Here is a 22,380-nt window from a genome sequence, read left to right on the forward strand (position 1 = left end):
AGTTCGGAATCTTCCTCGGCCGGGCGTTCGTCAGCCCTTGGCGCAACGCATGGAAATCTACGTTCGGAGGGTTCTGCCCGTCTTCCGTCGGCCTGATGAATTCACCGGGCACCACCAAAGGATGAGCGTTCATCCTTTGGTGGGAGCGGGGCCGCGGCCGACGGGTACGAACCCCCGGCCGGCGGGGGCGGGACGGCGCTCGGCGGGAGCGGAGCGGCGCTCGGCGGGACCGGGGCGGCGGCCAACGGGACCGGAACGGCGGCCGGCGGAAGCGGGGCCGCGCTCGGCGGAAGCGGGGCGGCGCCCATCGCGTGCGCCCCGCCGTCGGCGTGCACGATCTCCCCGGTGACCGCGGGCAGCCAGTCGGAGAGCAGGGCGCACACGACGCGGGCGACCGGTTCGGCGTCGGCGGGGTCCCAGCCCAGCGGCGCGCGGCCGGGCCACGGCCCGCTCACCGCCTCCGCGCCGGGGATGGCCCGTGCGGCGGCGGTGTCCAGCGGGCCGGCCGCGACCAGGTTCACGCGCGTCCCCTGGCCGCCGAGGTCGCGGGCCAGATAGCGGCAGCAGCTCTCCAGCGCGGACTTGGCGACGCCCATCCAGTCGTACGCGGGCCAGGCGACGCGGCCGTCGAAGTCCAGGCCGACCACCGAGCCGCCGCCGTCCGCCCTGGCCAGCAGGGGGCCGAGACCGCGGCCGAGGGCGACGAACGAGTACGCCGAGACGTGCAGGGCCGTCGCGACGGCCGGCCAGGGTGCGGTCAGGAAACCGCCGCCGAGGATGTGCGGCGGGGCGAAGGCCGCCGCGTGCAGCACGCCGTCCAGTCGCCCCCACCGCGCGTCGAGCTCCTCGGCCACGGCGGCGATGTGGTCCTCGCGGGTCACGTCGAGCTCCAGCACGTCCGGCGGGCGCGGCAGCCGCCGGGCCACCCGCTCGGTGAGCCGCAGCCCGCGCCCGTAGCCGGTGAGCACGAGCGCGGCGCCCTGCTCCTGGGCGAGCCGCGCCACCCGCCACGCGATCGAGGACTCGGTCAGCACCCCGGTGACGAGAAGGCGCTTGTGCTCCAGCAGCATGGCTCGGCTCCCCCGGCCGTTACGGCCCTCGTCCACTTCCGGCTCTCCAGAATTCACGCGCCGGAAGCGGGTGAATACGGCCGCACGTCCTCATTCTTTCGGAGGGGGCGTGCGGGGGACCGTGCCTCTGATTCCCCAGCAGTGATGAGGATTTCACGCGGTCCGGGCCGATACGGTGCGGGAACCGATGTTTCTGGAGCACGTCATGCCGGAGTGTGCGATGCCGAAGATCAAATACCTTTCCCCGGAGTATCTGGCGGAGTTGGAAAAGCGCGGCGATCGAATGCCCGAGAAGCCGGGCCTGAACCTGGAGATCCAGCACGTCATCAGGGAGGCGCCGGAGGGCGGCGAGATCGCGTACTACTTCCGGATCCGCGACGGCCGGCTCGTGGCGGCCAGGCGCGGCACCCTGGAGCGGCCCATGTGCTCGTTGCGGATGGCGTACAAGACCAGCGTCAAGCTCTCCACGCGGGAGATGAAGGCGCTCGTGGGCCTGGTCACGGGCAAGATCCGGCCGGGAGGCGACGTGGCGCGGCTGCGCTCGATGATCCCGTCGCTCCAGTCGCCCGAGTTCATCGCCTTGACGGACGAAGTGCACGCGATGACCGAGTACTGAGCCCTGCCGCTGTCCGGGGCGCGCCCCGGACAGCGGCAGGTGTGGGTCTTACGGGCGGGGGTCTTACGCCCGGGACTTGAAACGGGTGGGACTTACGGACGGGACTTACGGATGGGACTCGCGGATGGGACTTACGCGCGGGACTTACGCGCGACAGCCCCGTACATGGCGATGTCGCGGTCGTCCACGACCTCCTGGCCCTCCTCGGGCTGCCAGTGGTGGACCTGCGTCAGTCCGGGCTCGACGACGTCCAGGCCGGCGAAGAACTCCTCCGCCTCGGCGCGGGTGCGCAGTTGCATCTGCATGCCGCGCCGTCCGTACTCGGCGGCGACCCGGCCGACCTCTTCGGGCGCGAAGTCGGCGGTGCCGATGGTCATGGCCAGGAAGCTGCCCACGGGGAGCGGTTCCAGGAGGCGCTGGACCAGGCGGTGGTCGTCCGGCGGGAGGATGAAGTGCAGGATGCCGATGATCATGAGACCGACGGGTTCCCGCAGGTCCAGAAGGCGCTGGAACTCCGGCGAGTTGATGATCGCGTCGGGGTCGCGCATATCGGCGTCGACGTAGGCGGTCCGCCCCTGGGCGGAGCTGGTCAGCAGGGTGTCCGCGTGGTTCAGGACGATCGGGTCGTTGTCGACGTAGACGATCCGCGCGTCGGGGGCGACCTCCTGGGCGACCTCGTGCAGGTTGGGCGCGGTGGGCAGGCCGGTGCCGATGTCCAGGAACTGCCGGATGCCCTGCTCGCGGGCGAGGTACCGCGCGGCGCGGTGCATGAACTGCCGGTTGGCACGCATATGGACGGGGAGCGCGGGCCACTCCTGGCACATCAGGTCACCCGCGTCGCGGTCCACGTCGTAGTGGTCCTTGCCGCCGAGTATGTAGTCGTACACCCGCGCCGAGTGTGCTTCGCCCGTGTTGATCCGATCCACTGAAAAGCCCTGATGCGCCATCTCGCTCCTCAAACATCGCTCTGCGTCACCCCGGAGTGTAAGGCTGCCCCTCCCCGGAGTTGACCGGAGGCCCCCGCGCAGGGGCCGGCGGGCTCGGGCCCCGCGTCGGGGAACTCCCGCGCCCTGCCCGCCAGTAGCCACAGCTGTACGGCCGTGAGCTGCGCGGACAGGGCGGGTAGGGCCTCGGGGAGGGTGGCCGGCCGCGCCTCGTGGGGACCGCGGCCAGGGGCCGTCGGTCGCCCTCACCCCCTTTACACCTTGCGTACTCCTCGGCTTCACGCGCTCACGGTGCGTACCGGGTCGGTCCGTAGACGCGATCAGCGCTCCGGAGCGGAGGCCAGCCCGAGATGCGCCTCCAGCCGTGCGATGCGTACGCCCAGCGGTTCGAGTTCCTGGCGGACAGCGGCGGCGAGGGCCTGCCGCACGCCGGCGACCGCTGCCGCCGGCTCGTCTTGCCCGCCCTGACCGCCCTGGCCGCTCTGGGCCCGCAGGTGTACGTACCCCGCCAGCGCGGCGGTGACGGCACGTCGGACGAGCTTCGGGTCGGCTCCCGTGGACCGCAGCACCTGACCGGCGACCCCGTCGGGCTCCCCGACCAGGCCGAGCAGCAGGTGCTCGCAGCCGACGTAGTTGTGGCCGAGCGAGGTCGCCTCGGTGACCGTCAGCTCCAGGGCGTTGGCCGCGGGCCCGTCGAAACGGCGCGGATCACCGTCGGACACGTCGGCCGCCCGGACTTCGGGCGTCCGGGCTTCGGGCGTCCGGGCTTCGGGCATCCCGGCTTCGTACGTCCGGGCTTCAGGCGTCCCGGCTTCGGGCATTCGGCGGGTCAGCTCGCGCCCGACCCGCTCCGGCTCGATCTCCATGGCGCGCAGCACCTGGAGGGCCAGGTTGGTGCCCTCGTCGAGCATGGCGCCCAGCAGATGCTCGGTGCTCAGCCGCGGCGCACCGGCCGCCCGCGCCCGTTCCACCGCCAGTTCGAGCACGGTGCGCGATTTGTCGGTGAAGTGCGCCAGCGCGCCCGCCGGTTCGCCGTCCAGGTCGGCCAGCGGCGTCTCGCGGATGGCGGTCAGCCGTCGTACGGCCTGTTCCAGCGCCCGCTGGCACACGGCCGACACCGGCACGCCGGCCTCTTTGACCGCCTCGGCCAGGTCGTCGGGCAGATAGACGTTGACCTTCGGCATCTCGCGGACCCCCAGGATTCGGCAATGACCCGAAGGTAACCCCAATGGGGTTACCTTCTCTAGAGGTTGGCGAGAGGCAGAACCGGAAGCCCTGCCTCACACCCGGGTCGTCATTCCGTGGCGATGGCGCCGCTCGGCTCGCGACGGACCACGTCCACCAGGGACAGGTCCGTGATCTTGAGGCTCGGGGACACCGCCAGCGTCAGCGTCGAGACGCTCATGAACGGGTTGAGGTGGTCCCAGCCCCATCCGGTGAGCGCGTCGCGCACCACCCGCGACCGCCGCGCGACCTCGGCCGCCGAATCCGGCGACATCACCCCGCCGACCGGCAGCGGCAGCCGGGCCGCGACCTCCTCCCCGCGTACGACGGCGACGCCGCCGCCGTCCTCGACGACCGCCGCCGCGGCGGCCGCCATCGCGGCACGGGAGGTGCCGATGGTGAGGAGGTTGTGGCTGTCGTGGGCGTACGTGGTCGCCACCGCGCCCGGCGCGAGCGTACGGCCCAGCAGCGGCGCGAAGACCGCGCCCGAGCGGCCGTAGCGGTTCCGTACCCGGACCAGCGTGGCCCGGCCCTCCCACTCCACCTCTCCCGCCCGGACGGGGAGTTCGACCTCCGCCGCCTCGGTGTAGGTGTCGCGGGAGTTGACGCGCATGGCCCGGAAGCGGTGCGTGCCGTCGGGGAGGTCGACCCGCCACCGGAAGCCGTCGGGGGTCTGCGGCTCGACGGTCAGGGTGTCGGCGAGGGGGCCGGCGTCGAGGACGTCCGGCGAGGAACCGGCGCCGGCGGCCGAGCCCGTACGCACCTCGGCACCGCTGCCCGTACGCGCCTCCGCACCGCCCGTACGCACCTCCGTACCACTGCCCGTACGCACCTCCGCACCGCTGCCCGCGCGCGGCTCGGCTTCGTACGTCGCGGCCCCGTCCCGAGCCACCTCCCTGCCGCCCGCGAAGACCGCGGCCGGGTCGAAGTCGGCCAGTTCGCCGCGGAGCAGCACGAGGTCGGCCCGCTTGCCCGGGGCGACCACGCCCCGGTCGTACAGCCGCAGCCGCTGCGCCGGGGTCCAGGTCAGCGCCCGTAGCGCCGCGGTGGCGGGCAGTCCGGCGCGTACCGCGACCCGGGCGATGTGGTCGAGGTGGCCGGCGCCGAGGATGTGGTCGGCCGCCAGGTCGTCCGTCACCAGGCACAGCGGCGGCAGCTGCTCCAGCGCGAGCAGCGCCTCGACCGTCTCGGGCAGCAGGCACTTCTCCTGAAGCATCATCAGCATGCCCATTCGGGCCTTCTCCAGGACCACTTCGGTGCGGTTCTTGGTGTGGTCGGAGTCGACGCCGGTGGCCATGTATGCGCTGAGTTCCGCGCCGCTGAGGTTGGGGCAGTGCCCGTCGAGGATCACTCCTTGTTCGCGGGCGGCGGCGACGATGCCGCGCATCCGGGGGTCGTCGGCGACCACGGCGCGGTAGTCCATGACCTCGCCGAGGGCGACGACGCCGGGCCAGCGCAGCATCTCCGCGATGTCGTCGGCGGACAGGCTCGCGCCCGCGTGCTCCAGCCCCTCCAGGGCGGGTACGCACGAGGGCACGCCCCACAGCTGGGTCTGCGGGGTGCCGCGGCCCGCCTCGATCATCCAGCGCATGGCCCGCGCGCCCGCCACGTTGACGATCTCGTGCGGGTCGGCGAGCACCGTCGTCGTGCCGCGGGCCAGGGTGAGGGCCGCGAAGGTCTGCGGTGTCAGGAACGAGCTCTCGATGTGCATGTGCGCGTCCACGAAACCGGGCACGATCAGCAGCCCCGTGGCGTCCACGTGCTCGCGGGCCGCGCCGGGCGCCCCGGGCGGCAGCACGCCGCTGATGGTGTCGCCGCGCAGCAGGACGTCGGCGGCGAACTCCTCGCCCGTGAAGGTCGACACCACCCGTCCGCCGCTGATCCGGACGTCATGCGGCTGCTGCGGCTGCTGAAAGCTCTGCGGCTGCCGCGACTGCTGGAGTCCCTGCGACTGCCGCGACTGCTGAAGCCCCGGCGACTGCTGCGGCTGCCTGGACTGCTGCGGCTGCTCGGTCATGGGATGCACACTCCTTGGAGGGTTCGGGAGGGGGGCGGGGAACCGGTCGGCGGCCGTCACGGCAGCAGCGTGTAGAAGTAGTAGCCGAGGGGGACCATCACGACCCACAGGCCCCAGGGGATCTCCTTGAAGCGGCCGGACACGGCCTTGACCAGGACGTGGGCGACGAGCCCGGCGGCGATGCCGGTGCCGAAATTGCCCCAGAAGACGGTGGTGGTGACGGTGAGCGCGGCCGGGACCGCGTTCGTCGGGTCCTTGAAGTCGACGTTGCGCAGGGCGCCGAGCATCGTGAGCCCGATGTACATCAGCACGGGCGCGGTCGCGGCGGACGGGATGAGCGTCGCGAACGGGGTGACGAGCAGCAGCGCGGCGAAGCCGCCCGCGGCGACCACCGACGACAGGCCCGTACGGCCGCCGCTGTCCGCGCCGGCCGAGGACTCCAGGTACGCGGTCATGCTGGGCGCGCCGAGCCCGGCGCCGCCGATCACCGCGGCGGAGTCGACGTAGAACGGCCGCCGGACGCCGGGGAGGTTGCCGTCCTTGTCGGTGAGGCCCGCCCGGTCCGCGACGGCGAGCAGCGTGCCGGTCATGGAGAAGAACTCCGAGACGAAGAACGCGAAGATGTACGGGAAGTACTCCGGTTTCAGCGCGCCGAGCACGTCGATGTGGAAGGCCACGGAAGCGGGGCTGTCCGGGGCGCCGAAGAAGTGGCCGGGCAGTTCGGTCACGCCGAACGGGATGCCCGCGACGGTCACCGCGGCGATGGTGATCAGGAACGCGCCGGGCACCTTGCGCGCGGCCAGGGCGGTGAGCAGGACCAGCCCGGCGAGCGCCAGCAGCGCGGCGGGCCGGGAGAGGTCGCCGAGCGCGAGCGCGTTGCTCGCGGGCTTCGCGACGACCAGGCCGCTGTCCTTGAAGCCGAGGAGGGCGATGAAGAGGCCGAGGCCGCCGCTGATGGCGTATTTGAGGTTCTGCGGCATCAGCCGCGTGATCAGATCGCGGATGCCGAGCGCGGTCAGCACCAGGAAGGCGACGCCGGACCACAGGACCATGCCGAGCGCCGCGTCCCAGGGGACGTGGTCCTGGCCGACGATGGTCACGGCGAGCAGGGCGACGCCGCCGAGGCCGGGCGCGAGGACGAACGGGAGGTTCGCGAACAGGCCCATGGCCAGGGTCGCCAGGACGATCGCGATGATCACGGCGGTGGTGACCGGTCCGTGCGGCACTCCGGCCTTGGCGAGCTGGCCGGGGACGACGACGACCGCGTAGGCCGCGGCGATGAACATCGACAGACCGGCGACGGCCTCGGTGCGGGGGCTGCTGCCGCGGGCGCGGACGCGGAAGCGGCGCTCCAGGAGGCCGGGGGCGGGCGGCCCGGCCGCCGTCGCCGCGGACGCCCCGGCGGGCGGCTCGGCGGGCTGACGGCGACCGGGCCGCTCACCGGCAGGCGGGCCCGGCTGCTCACCGGCCGCCTGACCGATCCGCTCACCGGCCGCCTGACCTGCCTGCTCGCCGGCCGGCTGACCGCCCTGCCCGTCAGCCGCTTGACCGGCCTGCCGACCGCCCTGCTCACCGGTCGGCTGACCGTCGGCGGGCGGCTCGGGGTGCGGCTCGGCGGGCGGCCGTACCGGCGCCTCGGCCGACGTTTCTCCGGGCGTCCCGTCAGAGTGGGGCATGGCTACCTCGGTGGGAGGAATGGATCTTCGGTCGCTGTCCGGTCGCTGCGCACCTCCGATGAAACCGGTTGCAGAGATCGGTTGCAGATAGGATGACACGGGTCGGCCGCGGGGTGCGCCCGGGTCCGGCGGGGAGGGGAGGGCGAACGGTGTCGACACTGGCGGACGTGGCTCGCGAGGCGGGCGTGTCCAAGGCCACGGCGTCGCGTGCGCTGATGCGCCCCGAGCTCGTGGCGCGGCCCACCCTGGAGAACGTACGGGCCGCCGCCGAGCGCCTCGGCTTCCACCCCAACCGGGCGGCGCGCGCCCTGACCACCGGCCGTACGGGCATGGTGGGCCTGGTGGTGCCGACCCTCGCCAACCCGTTCTTCGCCCCGCTGGTCCTGGGCGCCCAGCGGGCCGCCGAGGAGACCGACAACCACCTGCTGCTCACGGTCTCCGAGTACAGCGCCGAGCGCGAGGCCGCGCTGGTGGGACGGCTGTCCGAGCAGGCCGACGGCGTGGTGCTGGTCGCGCCCGTGGGCTCCGACGCGGCCCTGCGGGAACTGGCCGCCCGCCGCCCGCTGGTCCTGGTCGACCGCAAGGTGGGCCGGCTGCCGGCCGTGGTGCTCGACACCGCGTCGGGCACCGCCGCACTGGTCCGCCACCTCCTGGAGCTGGGCCATCGGGACATCGTGTACGTATCGGGGCCGCCCGGCTCCTGGGCCGACGGGCGGCGGCGCGCGGCCATGGCGGAGCGGACGGAGGAGGCGGGCGCCCGGATGCGCGTACTCGGTCCGCTGCCGCCGACCTTCGACGCGGGCATCGGCGCCGCCGCCGAGCTGCCGGCCGGGGCGAGCGCCGTCGTCGCGTACAACAGCTATCTCGCGCTCGGCCTGCTGCACGGGCTGAAGGCGGCGGGCCTGCGAGTGCCGCAGGACGTGAGCCTCGCGGCCGCCGACGACCTCACCGCGCTCGGCGCGACCGTACCGTCCGTGACGGCGCTCGACGTCCCGGTCGAGGAGGCCGGGGCACTCGCCGTGACCCGCCTCCTGGAAGTCCGCGACGGCGCCCGCCGCACGGTCCGCACGCTGCTGCCGACGCGCGTGCACCCGCGCGAGTCGACGGCGCGGCCGGGAGGGACGGCAGGGGCGCCGACGGCGCCTTGAGCCCGCCGAGGCCGCGCGGGGCTGTCTTCGCTGTAACCGCCGGGGCCCGCCAGGGCCGCCGGGACCTCCGTGGACAGAACAGCTAGGACCTTTCCGAACGGGCCTCGGCACGCGCCGCGGCCATGATCCGCGCCACGGTCCCCGCCTTCAGCTCCGAGTACGCCAAGAGGTTCGGAGCCCGGTCGGCGGCCGCGCGCTTTCCGCCGCGTACTGGGAGACGGCGTCCGGGTGCGACCTCAGGTAGTCGCGGAAGAGGAGGTTGTCGGCCCACAGCCGGCCGCGCCGTTCGACGACATGGGCGTTGACGGGTTGCCCGGAGCGCCGACGCAGATACTCGCGGCCGGGGACGCCCGCCTGCCCGAGGTGTTCGTAGGCGAGGTTTTCAAGGCGGCTGACGACGGCCGCGACGTCACCGTTCGGGCACCCGATCTGGATGTCGATGACCGGCTTGGCGGCGCGGCCCGGGACGGCCGTGGAACCGATATGGGTCAGATCCACTGGCAGCCCGTGGAGCGCCGCCGAGATGTCACCGACGAATTCCTGACCCCGCGCCGCCCAGGCCGGGTCATGCGCCGCCAGGTGGATCGGCTCATCAAGGTCAGCCACGTGCCCACGATATCGGCGCCCTCGCCCTTGGCCGGGAGACGATGACCGGCTGACCGGCTGACCGGGAGAGAGCGCCCGACGCCCCGTCAGGTGGTTCAGGCGGTGCTGCCGCCCAGCCCCCTCGCTCTTCCGAACCCCCACGCGGCCAGCCCGAAGGCGAGGCCGCCGAGCAGGAACCAGGGGTTCCACAACAGCAGCGTCCACAGCCGTTGATCCGAGCTGATGTTCATCTGCGGCCCCGCGTCGCCGGTCAGCAGCAGGATCTCGATGGCGAGACCGCGCAGCAGCAGCACGGCGCAGACGCACCACCCCAGAAGCTTGAGCGCCCGCCCCGTCAGACCGGCGGGCCGGGGCCCGGCGAGCAGCCATCCCAGCGCGCCGCCGACGAGGCACAGCAGCCCCACGCCCCACAGGCCCACCACCACGAACCAGCCGGGGCGCTCCTCCGCCAGGGGCCCCGCCGAGACGCTCAGGCCCCAGCTGCCGCCCAGCGCCCAGAAGAGATGAAGCCCGGCGAAGGCGACCGCCCACACGCACGCGATACGCCCCCACACCCCTGCGGCACTCCCCCGTGCCCCCGGCTCTGTCCTGCTCCGCAGATCTTCACGCATAGCGGGCAGCATGCCATTTCCGCTGCGCGGTACGGCCCTGAGAGCAGCGGAGGCGGCCGAGGGCCGTGGATCGTCGTACCCCGCTGCCATGGTGGACCGCACGGGAATCACTGAACGTCACCGTCGGAGCACCGTCGGCCGCACCGCGGAAGTCGTGGTGGGCGGAGGCACAAGCGAGTCGGCGCCGGTCACCGCTCCGGGACGGCCGCCGCGCGGGCCGGCTCCGGGGCGCAGTGCGCGCGGCGGTAGGCCAGGGGGGACAGGCCGAGGTGGGTGTGGAAGTGCTTGCGCAGGGCGACCGGGTCGCCGAAGCCGCAGGCGGTGGCGATGCGCGCGACGGTGAGGTCGGTGGACTCCAGCAGGCCGCGCGCTTGGACCAGTCGGCGTTGCAGCAGCCATCGGAGCGGGCTCGTGCCGACCTCGTTGCGGAACCGCCGGGTGAAAGTGCGCTCGCTCATGTGCGCGTGCCGGGCCATCTCCTCCAGCGTGATCGGTTCGGCCAGCCGGTCCAGCGCCCATTGCCGGGTGGCCGAGGTGGAACGGTCGGCGTCCTCCGGCACCGGGTGCTCGATGAACTGCGCCTGCCCGCCCTCGCGCCAAGGAGCCACCACGCAGCGTCGCGCGGCCGCGCCGGCCACCGTCGCTCCGTGGTCCAGGCGGACCAGGTGGAGGCAGAGGTCGATGCCGGCGGCCCCGCCGGCGGAGGTGAGGATGCGTCCGTTGTCGACGAACAGCACGTCCGGGTCGACCTCGACGCCGGGGAACAGCCGCGCGAACAGATCGCACAGCGCCCAGTGCGTGGTGGCCCGCCGGCCGTCCAGCAGCCCGGCCGCCGCGAGCAGGAACGCCGACGTGCACAGGCTGACGACGCGGGCCCGCGACGGAATCCGGTCGAGCGCGGCGGCGACGCCGTCGGGCAGCTTCCCGGTGGCGACGAGGTGCTCCTCGGGCTCCTGGGTGGCGATCACCACGGTGTCCGCGGTCTCCAGAAGCGACTCGTCGTGGTCGACGACGATCCGGAAGTCCTGGCTCGTACGGACCGGCCGGCCGCCGATCGAGCAGGTCGACACGGAGTAGAGCCGCGCCCCGTCCGGGTCGCGGGCCTCGTTGAACACGCGGGCCGCGATGCCCAGGTCCAGCGGTACGACGCCGTCGAGGGCGAGTACGACAACGCGATGAGGGGGCATGGCCGTAATGGTACGACAGATGGCTGTACAGCCACTCGTCGCGTTCGCGGACACCGGAGAGGCTGGACAACATTGAGGCAGCGGCTCCGGATATCGGAGCGCCGGCCGCGGGTATCAGGTGAATCGCCCGAATATCGGGAACGGGACAGCGGAACCGGGTATCGGGAACCGGACATCGGGAACCTGTCCCGGACAGAGAACACGCGAAGCGGAAACGAGCGAGGAAAGCATGAGCGAGCACACGATGCGGGCCGTCACGATCGGGGAGTTCGGCGGACCGGAGGTGCTGACCCCGGGCCGCGTCGCGCGGCCCGAACCGCTGCCGACCGAAGTGCTGGTGCGGGTGCACGCCGCCGGGATCAACCCGGTGGACTGGAAGACCCGCGCGGGGCACGGCATGGCGGGGCTGCAGACGATGCCGCTGATCCTCGGCTGGGACGTCTCCGGCGTCGTCGAGGAGGTCGGCTTCGGCGTCACCACGCTCGCGCCCGGCGACGAGGTCTACGCCATGCCCTGGTTCCCGCGCCCCGCGGGCGGTTACGCCGAGTTCGTCACGGCGCCGTCCCGCCAGTTCGCCCGTAAGCCCGCCTCCGTCGGGCACGTCGAGGCCGCAGCCCTGCCGCTCGCGGCGCTCACCGCGTGGCAGGCCCTGGTCGACACGGCGGGCGTCACCGCCGGGCAGCGGGTACTGGTGCACGCGGCGGCCGGCGGCGTCGGACACCTGGCGGTGCAGCTCGCCAAGAACCTCGGCGCCGAGGTGATCGCGACCGCCCGCGAACCCCGGCACGCCTGGCTCAAGGAGCTGGGCGCGGACGAGACCGTGGACTACACGCGGCAGCGCTTCGAGGACGCCACCGGCGGGGTCGATGTCGTCATCGACCTGGTCGGCTCCCAGGACGACACCGACGTGCGGTCCGTGTCGGCGACCCGCTCCGGCGGCCTGGTCGTCTCCATCCCGAGCGGCGTCTCGGAGCGCCTGTCCGACGCCGCCGGGCAGGCGGGCGTACGCACCAGCCCGCTCCTGGTCGAGCCGGACGCCGCCGCCCTCACGGCCATCGCCGGGCTGGTCGACTCCGGCGCGGTCCGGGTCGAGGTGGAGCGCACCTTCGCCCTGGAGCAGGCCGCCGAAGCGCACCGCCTGGGCGAGACCAACCGCACCCGCGGCAAGCTCGTGTTCGAGGTGGCCCGGTGACGGACACGACCGCACTCGTGGTCGGCGGCACTGGAGCCATGGGCGCCCGAGTCGTCCGCGCTCTCGCCTGACGCCCCCCGCCGTGGCTCCTGACGCGTCGCGGGTCCGGCGCTCAGGAGTCCTGTGCGGGCTCCAGCGCGTCGGTGCGGACGGCCGCGTTGCGGTACGCGCCCGGGGTCTGGCCCATGGTCCGGGCGAAGGTGTCGATGAACGCGCTGGTGGTGGCCCAGCCGCAGCGGCGGGCCGTGCCGGTGACGGTGGCGCCCTCGGCCAGTTGGAGCATGGCGTGGAAGACGCGGGTGCTGGTCCGCCACTGGGGGTACGTCATGCCGAACTCCGTGCGGAACAGCCGGGTGAGGGTGCGCTCGCCGACGCCTACGCGGCGGGCGAGCCAGGCCAGGGGCCGGGGGCGGCTCAGGTCCGCCTCGACCGCTCGGCAGGCGTGGGCCAGGCGCGGGTCCTGGGCGGTGGGCAGCGTCAGGGGCTGGACGTCCGCGCGGCGCAGCCGGTCGTTGACCACGGCCCGCAGCCGCCGCAGTTCGGGCGCCGGGAGGTCGGGTTCGGTGCAGGCGATGAAGAGTTCGCGCAGCAGGCCGTCCACGGCCAGCACCGTGGGCGAGCCGTCGGGCAGCGGAGCTTCGTCCGGCGGGAAGCCGATGGTGTGGACCCAGCTCTCCCCGTAGACCCGGTGTTCGTGCCACGTCGTGGCCGGGGTCCAGACGGCGCGCTGACTGGAGACCACCCAGGTGCCCCGCTCGGTCCGGACGGACACCACTCCCGTGCTGACGTAGAGGAGTTGGTGGTAGTCGTGCCGGTGCCGGTGGATGGTCTCCCCGGCGGCGTGCATATGGGCGGTCGCGGGCGGGATCGTGGGCGGGGGAATCGGCTGACGGCTGTTCTGCGACACAAGTAGGCAGAATAATGGAAGTGCGCCAGCAGTGCCCAGTGGCAGAGTGACCGCCATGCCTACGACAACAGCGGGTGCGTCGCCTCGGCGACGCCATCGACCATGGGCCGGCCCCGGCCCGCGCACCCCTCATACAGCCCAGCCGGGCACCGCACCTCGGACTCGTACGACCCGGCCGGGCTCCGCGCCCCGGACTCGTACGACCCGGCCGGGCTCCGCGCCCCGGACTCGTACGACCCGGCCGCACGCCGCCGAGCCGAAGGCCGTGCTCCGGTGACCGTGATCAACAAGCCGAAATCCCCCACCGGCATAGCGGCCCGCATCCGCAGCGCGGCCGTCGATACGCGCCCGCTGGCCATTCCGGCCTACCGGCGCGTCCTGATCGGCCAGGGCGCCTCGCTCATCGGGACGATGCTCACCGAGGTCGCCGTCCCGGTGCAGATCTACTCGATGACGCACTCGTCGATGTACGTGGGGCTGGCGGGGCTCGCCGGGTTCGTGCCCATCGTCGTGTTCGGGCTGTACGGCGGTGCCATCGCCGACGCGGTCGACCGCCGCCTGCTCTCCCTGTGTTCGTCGCTGGTGACCTGGGCCGTGACGTTCCTCCTCCTCGTCCAGACCCTCCTGGGCATCGGGTCGGAGGTGCTGCTCCTCGTCCTCGTCGCCGTCCAGGGCGCCGCCTTCGCCACGTCGTCCTCGGCGCGCGGCGCCATCATCCCGCGCATCGTGCCGCGCGAACTGGTCCCCGCCGCCAATACGCTCCAATTCACGGTCAGCAATTTCGGACAGATTCTCGGGCCGCTCATCGCGGGCATTCTCGTCGCGCTGCCCCACGGCTTCGCCTACGCGTACGGCGCCGACGTACTGCTCTTCACCGCGTCCCTCTACGCGACATTCCGATTGCCCTCGATCAAACCGGCGGGCAAAGCGGTCAAGGCGGGAGCGCGCGCCGTATTCGAGGGCCTCCGCTTCATCGGCGGAAATCCGGTGCTGCTGATGTCGTTCGCGGTGGACATCGCCGCCATGGTGCTGGCGATGCCGAAAGCACTCTTCCCCCAGGCGGCCGCCACCCAATTCCACGGCGGAATCGGATTGCTGTATTCGGCGGTCGCCATCGGGTCCCTGCTGGCGGGCCTGTGCAGTGGATGGATCTCCCGGGTGCGGCGTCAGGGAGTGGCGCTGGCCCTCGCCGTGGTCGGCTGGGCGGTCTTCATCTCGCTGGCCGGTTTCACCCGCGCGCTCTGGCTCACCGTCGCCCTCCTCATGCTCGCCGGCGCCGCCGACCTGGTCAGCTCCGTCTACCGCCAGACGATCCTCCAGACCTACGCCCCGGACGAGATGCGCGGACGCATGCAGGGCGTCTTCACCGTCGTCGTGGCCGGCGGCCCCCGGCTCGGCGACCTGCGCGCGGGAGCCATGGCGGCGGCCATGACGTTCAGCATCGCCTGGTCGGGCAGCGCCATGCTCTGCATCGTCCTGGTCCTCGTCGGCAGCCTCGCCGTACGCCCGTTCTGGCGCTACGACGCACACGCCGCCCACGAGGGGCAGGCTACGGACCAGGCACAGACGCAGGCACAGGCGCAGGCGCAGGCGGCGGACGGCACGCTTGGCCCGGACGGTGCCCATGCCGCGCCGGCCGCCGCCCACGCCGCACCCGCCGCCCAGTCGCCGGCCCCGCGCGGCGAGCCCTGACGGGCTACCGGGTCTCCAGGCCGTAGTCCTGGCCGCGCCAGCTGAACGCGCCGGCGGACGGCCAGGCCGGCGCACCGCCCCGCAAGGTGAAGAGGCCGGCGGCGGCCTCCGCCGCCGCGAGATAGAACTCCGCCTGGCGGCTGTTGTATTCGCGCTGCTGGTGCGGGTCCGGCCGGAACCGGTATTCGTGCTGCGAATTCGCGACTCCGTTGGCGCTGATTCCGACGGCTCTGCTGCCGGTCCTGCTCTCGTAGTAGGTGAAGGTCCGGCCGTTCACTGTGACCTCGGGCATGGCGCCCTCCTCCGTCCATCCCAGTGCTCCGGTGCGCCGGTTTTCCGCGGAGCTGGTACGTCCGTATTTCCGCCCCGCCACCGTGACCCAGGAGTTTCCCAGGAATTCCCGCCTCTGGGAAGGCGCGTTCCCGCCGTCCGCCGCGCGGCATCGCTGCGGATGTGCGCGGGGCGAACCGTTGCTCTACTGGGAACCGGGAGGGAGGAAGGACGGTCCCCGTGCCCGATCCATCGAGCGGCGGCGGCAGGCCCGAGCGCGTGGACGCGGTCGTCGTCGGGTCCGGGTTCGGCGGGTCGGTGTCCGCGCACCGGCTGGCGGCGGCCGGGCTGTCCGTCGTCGTCATGGAGCGCGGCCGGGCCTACCCGCCCGGGAGCTTCGCCCGGACGCCCGCGGAGCTGGGGCGGGCGCTGTGGGACCCGAGCGAGGGGCTGTACGGGCTGTACGACGTGTGGCGGTTCCGGGGCTGCGACTCGCTCGTCTCCAGCGGTCTGGGCGGCGGCTCGCTGATCTACGCCAATGTGCTGCTCCGCAAGGACGAGCACTGCTTCGTGCGGAACGAGGCGCTGCCCGGCGGCGGCTACGAGTCGTGGCCGCTCACCCGCGCCGACCTCGATCCGCACTACGACGCGGTGGAGGCGATGCTGCGCCCGGTGCCGTACCCGGTGGAGGAGCGGCCGTACGCCCGTACGCCCAAGACGGCCGCGCTGCGGGACGCGGCGGAACGGGCCGGGCTGCCGTGGTCCCCGGCGCCGCTCGCGGTGTCCTTCTCCCCCGCTCCCGGCGCGCCGCCCGGCCCGGAACTGCCCGTCGTCGACCCGCCGTACGGGAATCTGCACGGGGTGCCGCGCCGGACCTGCGCGCTGACCGGCGAGTGCGACCTGGGCTGCAACAACGGCGCCAAGAACACCCTCGATCACACCTACCTCTCCGCCGCCCGGCGGGACGGCGCCGATCTGCGCACCGGCCACCAGGTCACGACGGTGGAACCGCTCGGGGACGGCGGCTACCGCGTCGGCTATGTCGTGCATCCCATGCATGAAAGAGATGGATCGGAGGGGGCGGACAGCCAGGGCGGCTCAGGCAGTTCCGTCTTCCCGGGAAGCGCACGCGACGAACGGCGCCGCCCCGCCCGGACCGCCGACCTCCCCCGCCGCCACATCGACTGCGACCGCCTGATCCTGGCAGCCGGCGCCTACGGCACCGTCCGCCTCCTGCTCGCCAACCGGGCCCGGCTGCCCGGCCTCGGCCCGGCCCTGGGCACCAGGTTCTGCGGCAACGGCGACCTGCTGACCTTCCTGTACGGGCGGCCGGGCGCCCCCGCGCCCCGGCCGGACCGGGGGCCGGTGATCACCGGCGTGGTCGACGTGCCCGGCGAGGCGGCCGGCGGCGCGGGCCGGGGGCACATCATTCAGGACGGCGGCTATCCGGGGTTCCTCAACTGGCTCGTGGAAGGCGCCCGGCTGGCGGGCGGTGTGCGCCGGATGGCCTCCTTCGCCGCCGACCTGGCGCTGTCCTCCGTCTCCGGTTCGCCGGACAGCAACGTCTCCGGCGAGTTCGCCGCGCTGCTCGGCGCGGGCGGCGGCTTCCCCGGCGTGCTGCCGCTGCTGGGCGTGGGCCGGGACGTCCCGGACGGGGTGATGACGCTGCGCGACGGCAGGCTGGACGTGGAGTGGACCACGCGGACCAGCCGCGCGTACTACGAAGGGGTGCGCGCCTCGATGCGGGCGGTCTCCGACGCCATGGGGACGCGGTATCTGGACAATCCGCTCTGGCTGTGGCGGCGCGTCGTGACCGTCCACCCGGTGGGCGGCGCGCCCATGGGCGACCGGCCGCAGGACGCGGTGTGCGACGCGTACGGGGAGGTGTTCGGGCATCCGCGCCTGTACGTGGCGGACGCGGCGGCGCTGCCAGGACCCGTCGGCGTCAACCCGTCGCTGACGATCGCCGCGCTCTCCGACCGCATGTCCACGCGGCTGCTGGAGATGCGCCCGCCCCGGCCCGCGTACCGTCCGGACCCGGCAGCCGGCAGAGCCGCCGCCACCACTCTCACCTTCACCGAGAAGATGCGCGGCGCGCTCGCCGACGGCCCGGCGCTGACCCTGCGGCTGACCATCGCCGTCGACGACGTCGACGCCTTCTGCGACTCGCCGGACCACCAGGCCGCGGCGCGCGGCGAGGTGACGTGCGACCCGCTGGGCGGGCGGCTGACCGTACGGGAGGGCTGGTTCAACCTCTTCGTGCCGGCCGGGTCGCCGGGGCGGCGGCGGATGCTCTACCGGCTGCACCTGTACGGGCCCGACGGCCGGGATCTGACCCTGACCGGCCGCAAGGAGGTGGGCGACGATCCGGGGATCGACCTGTGGCCGGACACGACGACGCTGGCCGTCGGGGTGTGGCCGGGGCTGCTCGGCCCGGACGAGGAGCCCGCGGCGGCGCGGCTGTGCCACGGCGCGGTGCGCGTGGGCCGCCTGGACTTCGTCCGCCAGCTCGCGTCGATGCGGGCAGCGGGCGCGGCGCCGCTCGCCGGGCTGACCCGGTTCGGCCGGTTCTTCGCCGGGGAACTGTGGGACGTGTACGGGCCGGGGCGGGCGTAGAAACGGGGGCGTGGGGGGACTGGTCCCGCCCCGTCAGCCCACGTGTTCGCGCAGGAACTCGACCAGTTGCGGGAAGACGTCCCGCGCGCTGTCCTTGCCCATGAAGACGTCCTGGTGCCCGTAGCCGGGGAAGAGCCGCAGCCGGGAGACGCCGGGGGCGCGCAGGGCCAGTTCGCGCTGGCAGGCGACGTTGGAGTCGGACATGACGTGGTTGCGGTCCCCGCTGGTCAGCAGCAGCGGGGTGGTGAGGCCCGACGCGGCCTCCAGGTAGTCGTCCGGCAGGTCGCGGTAGGCGGGGTCGCCGGGCCGGTACTTCACCACGCGGCCGGCCCTGACGATCGCCCGGATGTGCCGGTAGTAGTGCACGCCGGTCGCCCCGAAGAGGTCGGCGATGCGCTCGTGCGTCACGGGCGACATCCGCTCGTGGCCGAAGAGCGCGGGCCGCCCGGCGCCCCACATGGCGCTCACCATGTGGCAGGCGGGGACGTCGCATTCGCGGTGGAAGAGGGACACGCCTCGGGCGATCATGCGGCCCCGGGTGAAGGGCGCGTCCTGCGGCCAGGCCGGATTGAGGTAGGGCAGCCCCAGGACGTACTCGGTCAGGCCGGGCACGACGCGCAGCTTGCACCGGGACCAGACGGGCAGCCGCAGCACCAGGGCCGAGCTGTTGACGACCGCGCTGGCGATGCCGGTGACCGCCCCGGCGGCCAGGCTCATCGCGAAGGCCACCGCGCCGAGGCAGTGGGCGATCACGTGGATCCGGCACTCGGGTCCGACGTGCGCGCGGAGTTCGGCGAGGGCGGCGGGGAAGTCGTGGAGGGCGACGTCGTCGAGGGTGAAGCGGTGGCAGGCGAGGTCGTACGGGAACCGGTTGCTCATCCGGTGGTCCAGGGCCCATACGTCTGGGAAGCCCTGGTCGAGCAGGAAGCCGGCCAGGTTGGCGTGCTCGGGCATGATGAACATGTCGCTCGACGTCGTCAGCCCGTGTATGAGCAGCACCGCGTCCCGTGGGCGCGCGGGGCTCCCGGGGCCCTGGGGCGGGCCGCGCCGGAAGCGCGTCAGGGTCAGGCCCAGCCCGTCCCCGGCGGCGAACGGGTACACGCTGACCTCGGCGTCGTGCACGCCTTCGCTGGTGAACATGGGGATGAGCCGCTCCATACGGCACCTGACCTCCGCCGCCCCGCCTCTCGGGTGATTTGTCGCTAGACTTCAAAAATATTCCAATCTGTCTCTTATGTCGCTGCGTGCCGTTCCGTGCCGCTCCTCGCCGACACCACGGCCGCCTGACGACGGGAACCGAGCGGTCCGATGTCCGACAGCCCGATGTCCGACAGCCCCGCACCCCACTGCGGCGGCAGCCCGCTCGTCGGCCGTGCGGACGTGGTGCGACTCCTGGACGCGGAGGCCGCGCGGGCGGCCGGGGGCGCGTTCCGGCTCGTGGAGCTGACGGGCGAGCCCGGGGCGGGCAAGACCAGGCTGCTCGGTGAGGCGGGCGCCGCCGCGTGCCGGCACGGCATGACCGTGCTGCGCGGCCGTGGCACCGAGTTCGAGCACGACGTGCCGCTCGCCCTCGCCGTCGACGCCCTGGACGACCAGGTGGAGACCCGGGCGCGGCAGGTCCGGGACGCCCTGGACGCGGAGAGCACGCGGCTGCTCTCCGAGGTCTTCCCCGCGCTGTCGCCGGACCGCGCCGATCCCGGCCCCGGGGCCGCCGCCCCCGGCCCCGGCCTGCATCGCTACCGGCTGCACCGGGCCGTGCGCCTCCTGCTGGAGGTCCTCGCCGACCCCGGCGGCCTCGCGGTCCTGCTGGACGACGTGCACTGGGCGGACGAGGGGTCCGTCGAACTCCTCGCCCACCTTGCCCGGCACGTCCCGCGCGGCCCCATCCTGCTCGCCGTCACCTACCGCACCCGCCAGGCCGGGCCCCGGCTCACCGCCGCCCTCGCGGACGCCGCGCCGGGGCTCGGCGCCCGCGTCCGGGTGGCGCCGCTCTCGCTCCGGGAGGCCGGGGAGTTCCTCGGCCCGGCCGTCGGGGCCCGGCGGTGCCGCGCGCTGTACGAGGCGAGCGGCGGCAACCCGCTCTATCTGGAGGCGCTGGCCCGGTCCGGGGCCCGGCAGACGGCGCTCGCCACGCTGGCCCCGGCCGGCCGCGCGGCGCGCGGCGCGGCCCCGGTGCTCGACGGCGACGACGACCAGGTGCCGGGGGCGGTGCGCGAGGCCCTGGCCGCCGAGCTGGCCGCGCTGCCCGCGCCCGCCCGGCTCGCCGCGCAGGCGGCGGCGACGCTCGGCGACGAGTTCGATCCGGCGATGGTCGCCGTCGCGGCCCGTACCACCGAGACCGAGGCGCTGTCGGCCCTCGACGAGCTGGCCGCGCGCGATGTGGTCCGCTGTGCGCCGGCGCCCGGCCGGTTCCGCTTCCGCCACCCCGTCGTACGGCACCTCGCGTACGTGTCCTCGGGCGTGGGCTGGCGGGTCGCGGCGCACGCGCGGGTGGCGGCGGCCCTGGACGAGCGGGACGCGCCGACCGTCACCCGCGCCCGGCATATCGCCCGCTCCGCGCGGTACGGCGATCTGCTCGCCGTCGGCGTGCTGGTCGAGGCCGCCCGCGCGACCGCCTACCAGTCCCCCGCCACCGCGGCCGGATGGCTCCAGACCGCCCTGAGCCTGCTCCCCGAGCGGCCTGAGCGACCCGCGCAGCCCGAGCGGTCCGAGCGGTCCGACGACCCGAATGCCCCCGCGGCTGCCGGGGCCGGGGCCCCTGGGGCCGGACCCGTCGCCGACCGGCTCTCCCTCCTCGTCGAACTGGCCCGCCTCCAGGGCGTCGGCGGCCGGCTGGTCGAGGGCCGGGACACCGCCCTGGAAGTGCTGCGGCTGCTGCCCGCCGACGCCTGGGCGCACCGCGCCCGCGCCGCCCGGTTCTGCGCGATCCTGGAACGGCTGCTCAACCGGCAGGACGAGGGCCGGGCCCTGCTCCGCGCGGAGCTGGGCCGGGTGCCGCCGGAGCACGCGGCCGAGGCGGTGCCGCTCCGGCTCCAGCTGATCGGCGACAGCCTCATCCGCGCGGACTTCCCGGCCGCCGGCGAGGAGCTGGACCGGCTCAGCGCCGTCCTGGCGCAGGCCGGTCCGTCGGCCGACGGCGGTCCACCGCCCGACGGCGGCCCGCCGCCCGGCCGGGCGCGCGAGGACTGGATGCCGGAGGACTGGGTCGCCGAGGACTGGGTGCCGCTGATCGCGCTGCGGTTCGCCTACACGTACGGCGTGGGCGAGCGTGCCGCCGCGACCGCGTACGCGGAACGGGCCGACCGGCTGACCGACGAGGCCACGGACGCCGAGCTGGCGCTGTGGCTGGAGTCGCTGGCCTTCCTGTGCTGGGTCGACGCGATGATGGGCCGGCTGCCGCAGGCCGCGCGGAAGATCGAGCGTGCCCTGGCCGTCGCCGACGCCACCGGGCAGAGCTATCTGTCCCCCTGGGCCCTCGCCGCGCAGGCGTTCACCTTCGGGCGGATGGGCCGGCTGGCCGAGGGCGTGGACCGGGCCGAGGACGCGGTGGACGCGGCCCGGCTGCTCGGCTCGGACGAGTGCGTCGCGCTGGCGCTCGCCGTCAAATGCCTCCTCCTCGGCTGGACGGGCGAGCACACGGCGGCGCTCGCCGCCGCCGACGAGGCGATGCGGCACGGCGGGGGCCGCCGCGAGTGGTGGGCCCGGCTCGGCGGCGTGGGCCGGGGGCTGGCGCTGGCGGCGCTGCACGAGGTGGACGAGGGCGAGGCGCAGATCCTGGCCGCGTGCGACGACTTCGACGCGCCGCTGCTGGAGCAGTCCTGCCTGCTGATCTGCTGCGAGGCCATGGCCGACGCGGAGGCCGAGCGCGGCCGGCCCGCGGCGGCGGCCCGGTGGGCGGAGCGGGCCGAGGGGGCGCCGGGCGGCGGCGCGGCGTCGCCCTTCGCGGTGCTGGCACGGGCACACGCGACGCTGGCGGACGACCCGGCCGGGGCCGCGACGGGCGCGGCCCGGGCGGCGGAGCTGTTCGGGGAGACGGGCGAGCCGCTGTTCGCGGGCCGGGCGTGGCTGCGGGCCGGCGCCGCGCACGCGCGGTGCGGGCAGAAGCAGGCGGCGCGCGCGGAGCTGGCACGGGCGGCGGAGCTGTTCGGCGCGTGCCGGGCGCAGGGGCTGTCCGCGCGGACCGTACGGGAGCAGCGGCGCGTCGGCGTCCGGACGGCGCGGGCGGCGGCGGGGGCGGGGGCGGCCGGGCGGCTGTCGCGGCGGGAGGCGGAGGTCGCGGAGCTGGTCCGGCAGGGGTTCACCAACCAGCGGATCGCGGAGCGGCTCTTCCTGAGCCCGCGGACGGTGGAGACCCATGTGGCGCACGTCTTCGCGAAGCTCGGGGTGTCGTCGCGGGCCGCGGTGGCGGGACGGCTGGCGGAGGGGAGCAGCGGTTCCGGGGGTTCCGGCGGCTCCGGAGAAGGGGTTGCGGGCGGCAGCGGTACAGGCGCACGCGGCACGGGCCCGTAGGCGCGTACGGGGTGAATGGGGCACATACGCACGTGGGGACACGTACGCACGTAGGGCGGGGGCGCCTCTCGACGCCTCACCGGCGACAGCACAGC

General features: G+C 74.1%; 16 protein-coding genes and 1 pseudogene. 6 read left to right on the top strand and 11 right to left on the bottom strand.

The window, feature by feature from the left end; translation table 11 throughout:
• Positions 1-299: 299 nt before the first annotated feature.
• Positions 300-1,070 (bottom strand): annotated as a pseudogene (gene fabI, locus AB0I22_RS05600) (enoyl-ACP reductase FabI); the annotation flags it as partial.
• Positions 1,071-1,290: 220 nt separating this feature from the next.
• On the opposite strand from fabI, the gene AB0I22_RS05605 reads away from it, so the two are divergent.
• Positions 1,291-1,686: a hypothetical protein gene (locus AB0I22_RS05605; protein ID WP_363129345.1), complete on the top strand. Its 396-nt coding sequence runs from the start codon at positions 1,291-1,293 to the stop codon at positions 1,684-1,686.
• A gap of 131 nt (positions 1,687-1,817) precedes the next feature.
• On the opposite strand, the gene AB0I22_RS05610 is transcribed toward AB0I22_RS05605, so the two are convergent.
• The 4 genes from AB0I22_RS05610 to AB0I22_RS05625 all read right to left on the bottom strand — a co-directional run bounded on the left by AB0I22_RS05610 (position 1,818) and on the right by AB0I22_RS05625 (position 7,547).
• Complete coding sequence (locus AB0I22_RS05610; RefSeq protein WP_363129346.1) at positions 1,818-2,633, bottom strand: SAM-dependent methyltransferase; 816 nt, start codon at positions 2,631-2,633, stop codon at positions 1,818-1,820.
• A gap of 317 nt (positions 2,634-2,950) precedes the next feature.
• Entirely contained in the window at positions 2,951-3,814 is an 864-nt protein-coding gene (locus AB0I22_RS05615; RefSeq protein ID WP_363129347.1) for a Clp protease N-terminal domain-containing protein, read from the bottom strand.
• A gap of 110 nt (positions 3,815-3,924) precedes the next feature.
• Positions 3,925-5,871, bottom strand: coding sequence for an adenine deaminase C-terminal domain-containing protein (locus tag AB0I22_RS05620; protein ID WP_363129348.1), 1,947 nt, complete (start codon positions 5,869-5,871; stop codon positions 3,925-3,927).
• A gap of 56 nt (positions 5,872-5,927) precedes the next feature.
• Positions 5,928-7,547: an NCS2 family permease gene (locus AB0I22_RS05625; protein WP_363129349.1), complete on the bottom strand. Its 1,620-nt coding sequence runs from the start codon at positions 7,545-7,547 to the stop codon at positions 5,928-5,930.
• Positions 7,548-7,696: 149 nt separating this feature from the next.
• Here AB0I22_RS05625 and AB0I22_RS05630 point away from each other — a divergent pair, with 149 nt between their 5' ends.
• Positions 7,697-8,695: a LacI family DNA-binding transcriptional regulator gene (locus AB0I22_RS05630; protein WP_363129350.1), complete on the top strand. Its 999-nt coding sequence runs from the start codon at positions 7,697-7,699 to the stop codon at positions 8,693-8,695.
• Between the two features lie 147 nt (positions 8,696-8,842).
• Here AB0I22_RS05630 and AB0I22_RS05635 read toward each other — a convergent pair whose 3' ends face one another.
• The 3 genes from AB0I22_RS05635 to AB0I22_RS05645 all read right to left on the bottom strand — a co-directional run bounded on the left by AB0I22_RS05635 (position 8,843) and on the right by AB0I22_RS05645 (position 11,099).
• Positions 8,843-9,301 carry a GrpB family protein gene (locus AB0I22_RS05635; protein WP_363129351.1) on the bottom strand — a complete coding sequence of 153 codons (459 nt, stop codon included), beginning with the start codon at positions 9,299-9,301 and terminating at the stop codon, positions 8,843-8,845.
• Positions 9,302-9,396: 95 nt separating this feature from the next.
• Complete coding sequence (locus tag AB0I22_RS05640) at positions 9,397-9,855, bottom strand: DUF3995 domain-containing protein (protein WP_363129352.1); 459 nt, start codon at positions 9,853-9,855, stop codon at positions 9,397-9,399.
• 245 nt (positions 9,856-10,100) lie between these two features.
• Entirely contained in the window at positions 10,101-11,099 is a 999-nt protein-coding gene (locus tag AB0I22_RS05645) for a helix-turn-helix domain-containing protein (RefSeq protein ID WP_363129353.1), read from the bottom strand.
• Between the two features lie 229 nt (positions 11,100-11,328).
• Between AB0I22_RS05645 and AB0I22_RS05650 the strand changes: the two genes are divergently transcribed.
• Positions 11,329-12,291, top strand: coding sequence for an NADP-dependent oxidoreductase (locus AB0I22_RS05650; RefSeq protein WP_363129354.1), 963 nt, complete (start codon positions 11,329-11,331; stop codon positions 12,289-12,291).
• 112 nt (positions 12,292-12,403) lie between these two features.
• Here AB0I22_RS05650 and AB0I22_RS05655 read toward each other — a convergent pair whose 3' ends face one another.
• Complete coding sequence (locus AB0I22_RS05655; RefSeq protein ID WP_363129355.1) at positions 12,404-13,198, bottom strand: helix-turn-helix transcriptional regulator; 795 nt, start codon at positions 13,196-13,198, stop codon at positions 12,404-12,406.
• A 102-nt stretch (positions 13,199-13,300) separates the two neighbouring features.
• On the opposite strand from AB0I22_RS05655, the gene AB0I22_RS05660 reads away from it, so the two are divergent.
• The gene (locus AB0I22_RS05660) at positions 13,301-14,890 is read left to right on the top strand and encodes an MFS transporter (RefSeq protein ID WP_363129356.1); all 1,590 of its coding nucleotides are present in this window, start codon (positions 13,301-13,303) and stop codon (positions 14,888-14,890) included.
• Positions 14,891-14,894: 4 nt separating this feature from the next.
• Here the strand turns inward: AB0I22_RS05660 and AB0I22_RS05665 are convergent, their stop codons facing one another.
• Positions 14,895-15,182 (bottom strand): hypothetical protein, encoded by a 288-nt coding sequence (locus AB0I22_RS05665; RefSeq protein WP_363129357.1) that lies wholly within the window; start codon positions 15,180-15,182, stop codon positions 14,895-14,897.
• 218 nt (positions 15,183-15,400) lie between these two features.
• Here AB0I22_RS05665 and AB0I22_RS05670 point away from each other — a divergent pair, with 218 nt between their 5' ends.
• Complete coding sequence (locus tag AB0I22_RS05670) at positions 15,401-17,776, top strand: GMC family oxidoreductase (RefSeq protein ID WP_363129358.1); 2,376 nt, start codon at positions 15,401-15,403, stop codon at positions 17,774-17,776.
• A gap of 33 nt (positions 17,777-17,809) precedes the next feature.
• Here the strand turns inward: AB0I22_RS05670 and AB0I22_RS05675 are convergent, their stop codons facing one another.
• Positions 17,810-18,916, bottom strand: coding sequence for a hypothetical protein (locus tag AB0I22_RS05675; RefSeq protein WP_363129359.1), 1,107 nt, complete (start codon positions 18,914-18,916; stop codon positions 17,810-17,812).
• A gap of 168 nt (positions 18,917-19,084) precedes the next feature.
• On the opposite strand from AB0I22_RS05675, the gene AB0I22_RS05680 reads away from it, so the two are divergent.
• A complete protein-coding gene (locus AB0I22_RS05680) occupies positions 19,085-22,285 on the top strand; it encodes a LuxR family transcriptional regulator (RefSeq protein ID WP_363129360.1) in 3,201 nt (1,066 codons plus the stop codon).
• Positions 22,286-22,380 lie beyond the last annotated feature (95 nt).

The organism is Streptomyces sp. NPDC050610 (assembly GCF_040654875.1).
GTDB lineage: Bacteria > Actinomycetota > Actinomycetes > Streptomycetales > Streptomycetaceae > Streptomyces.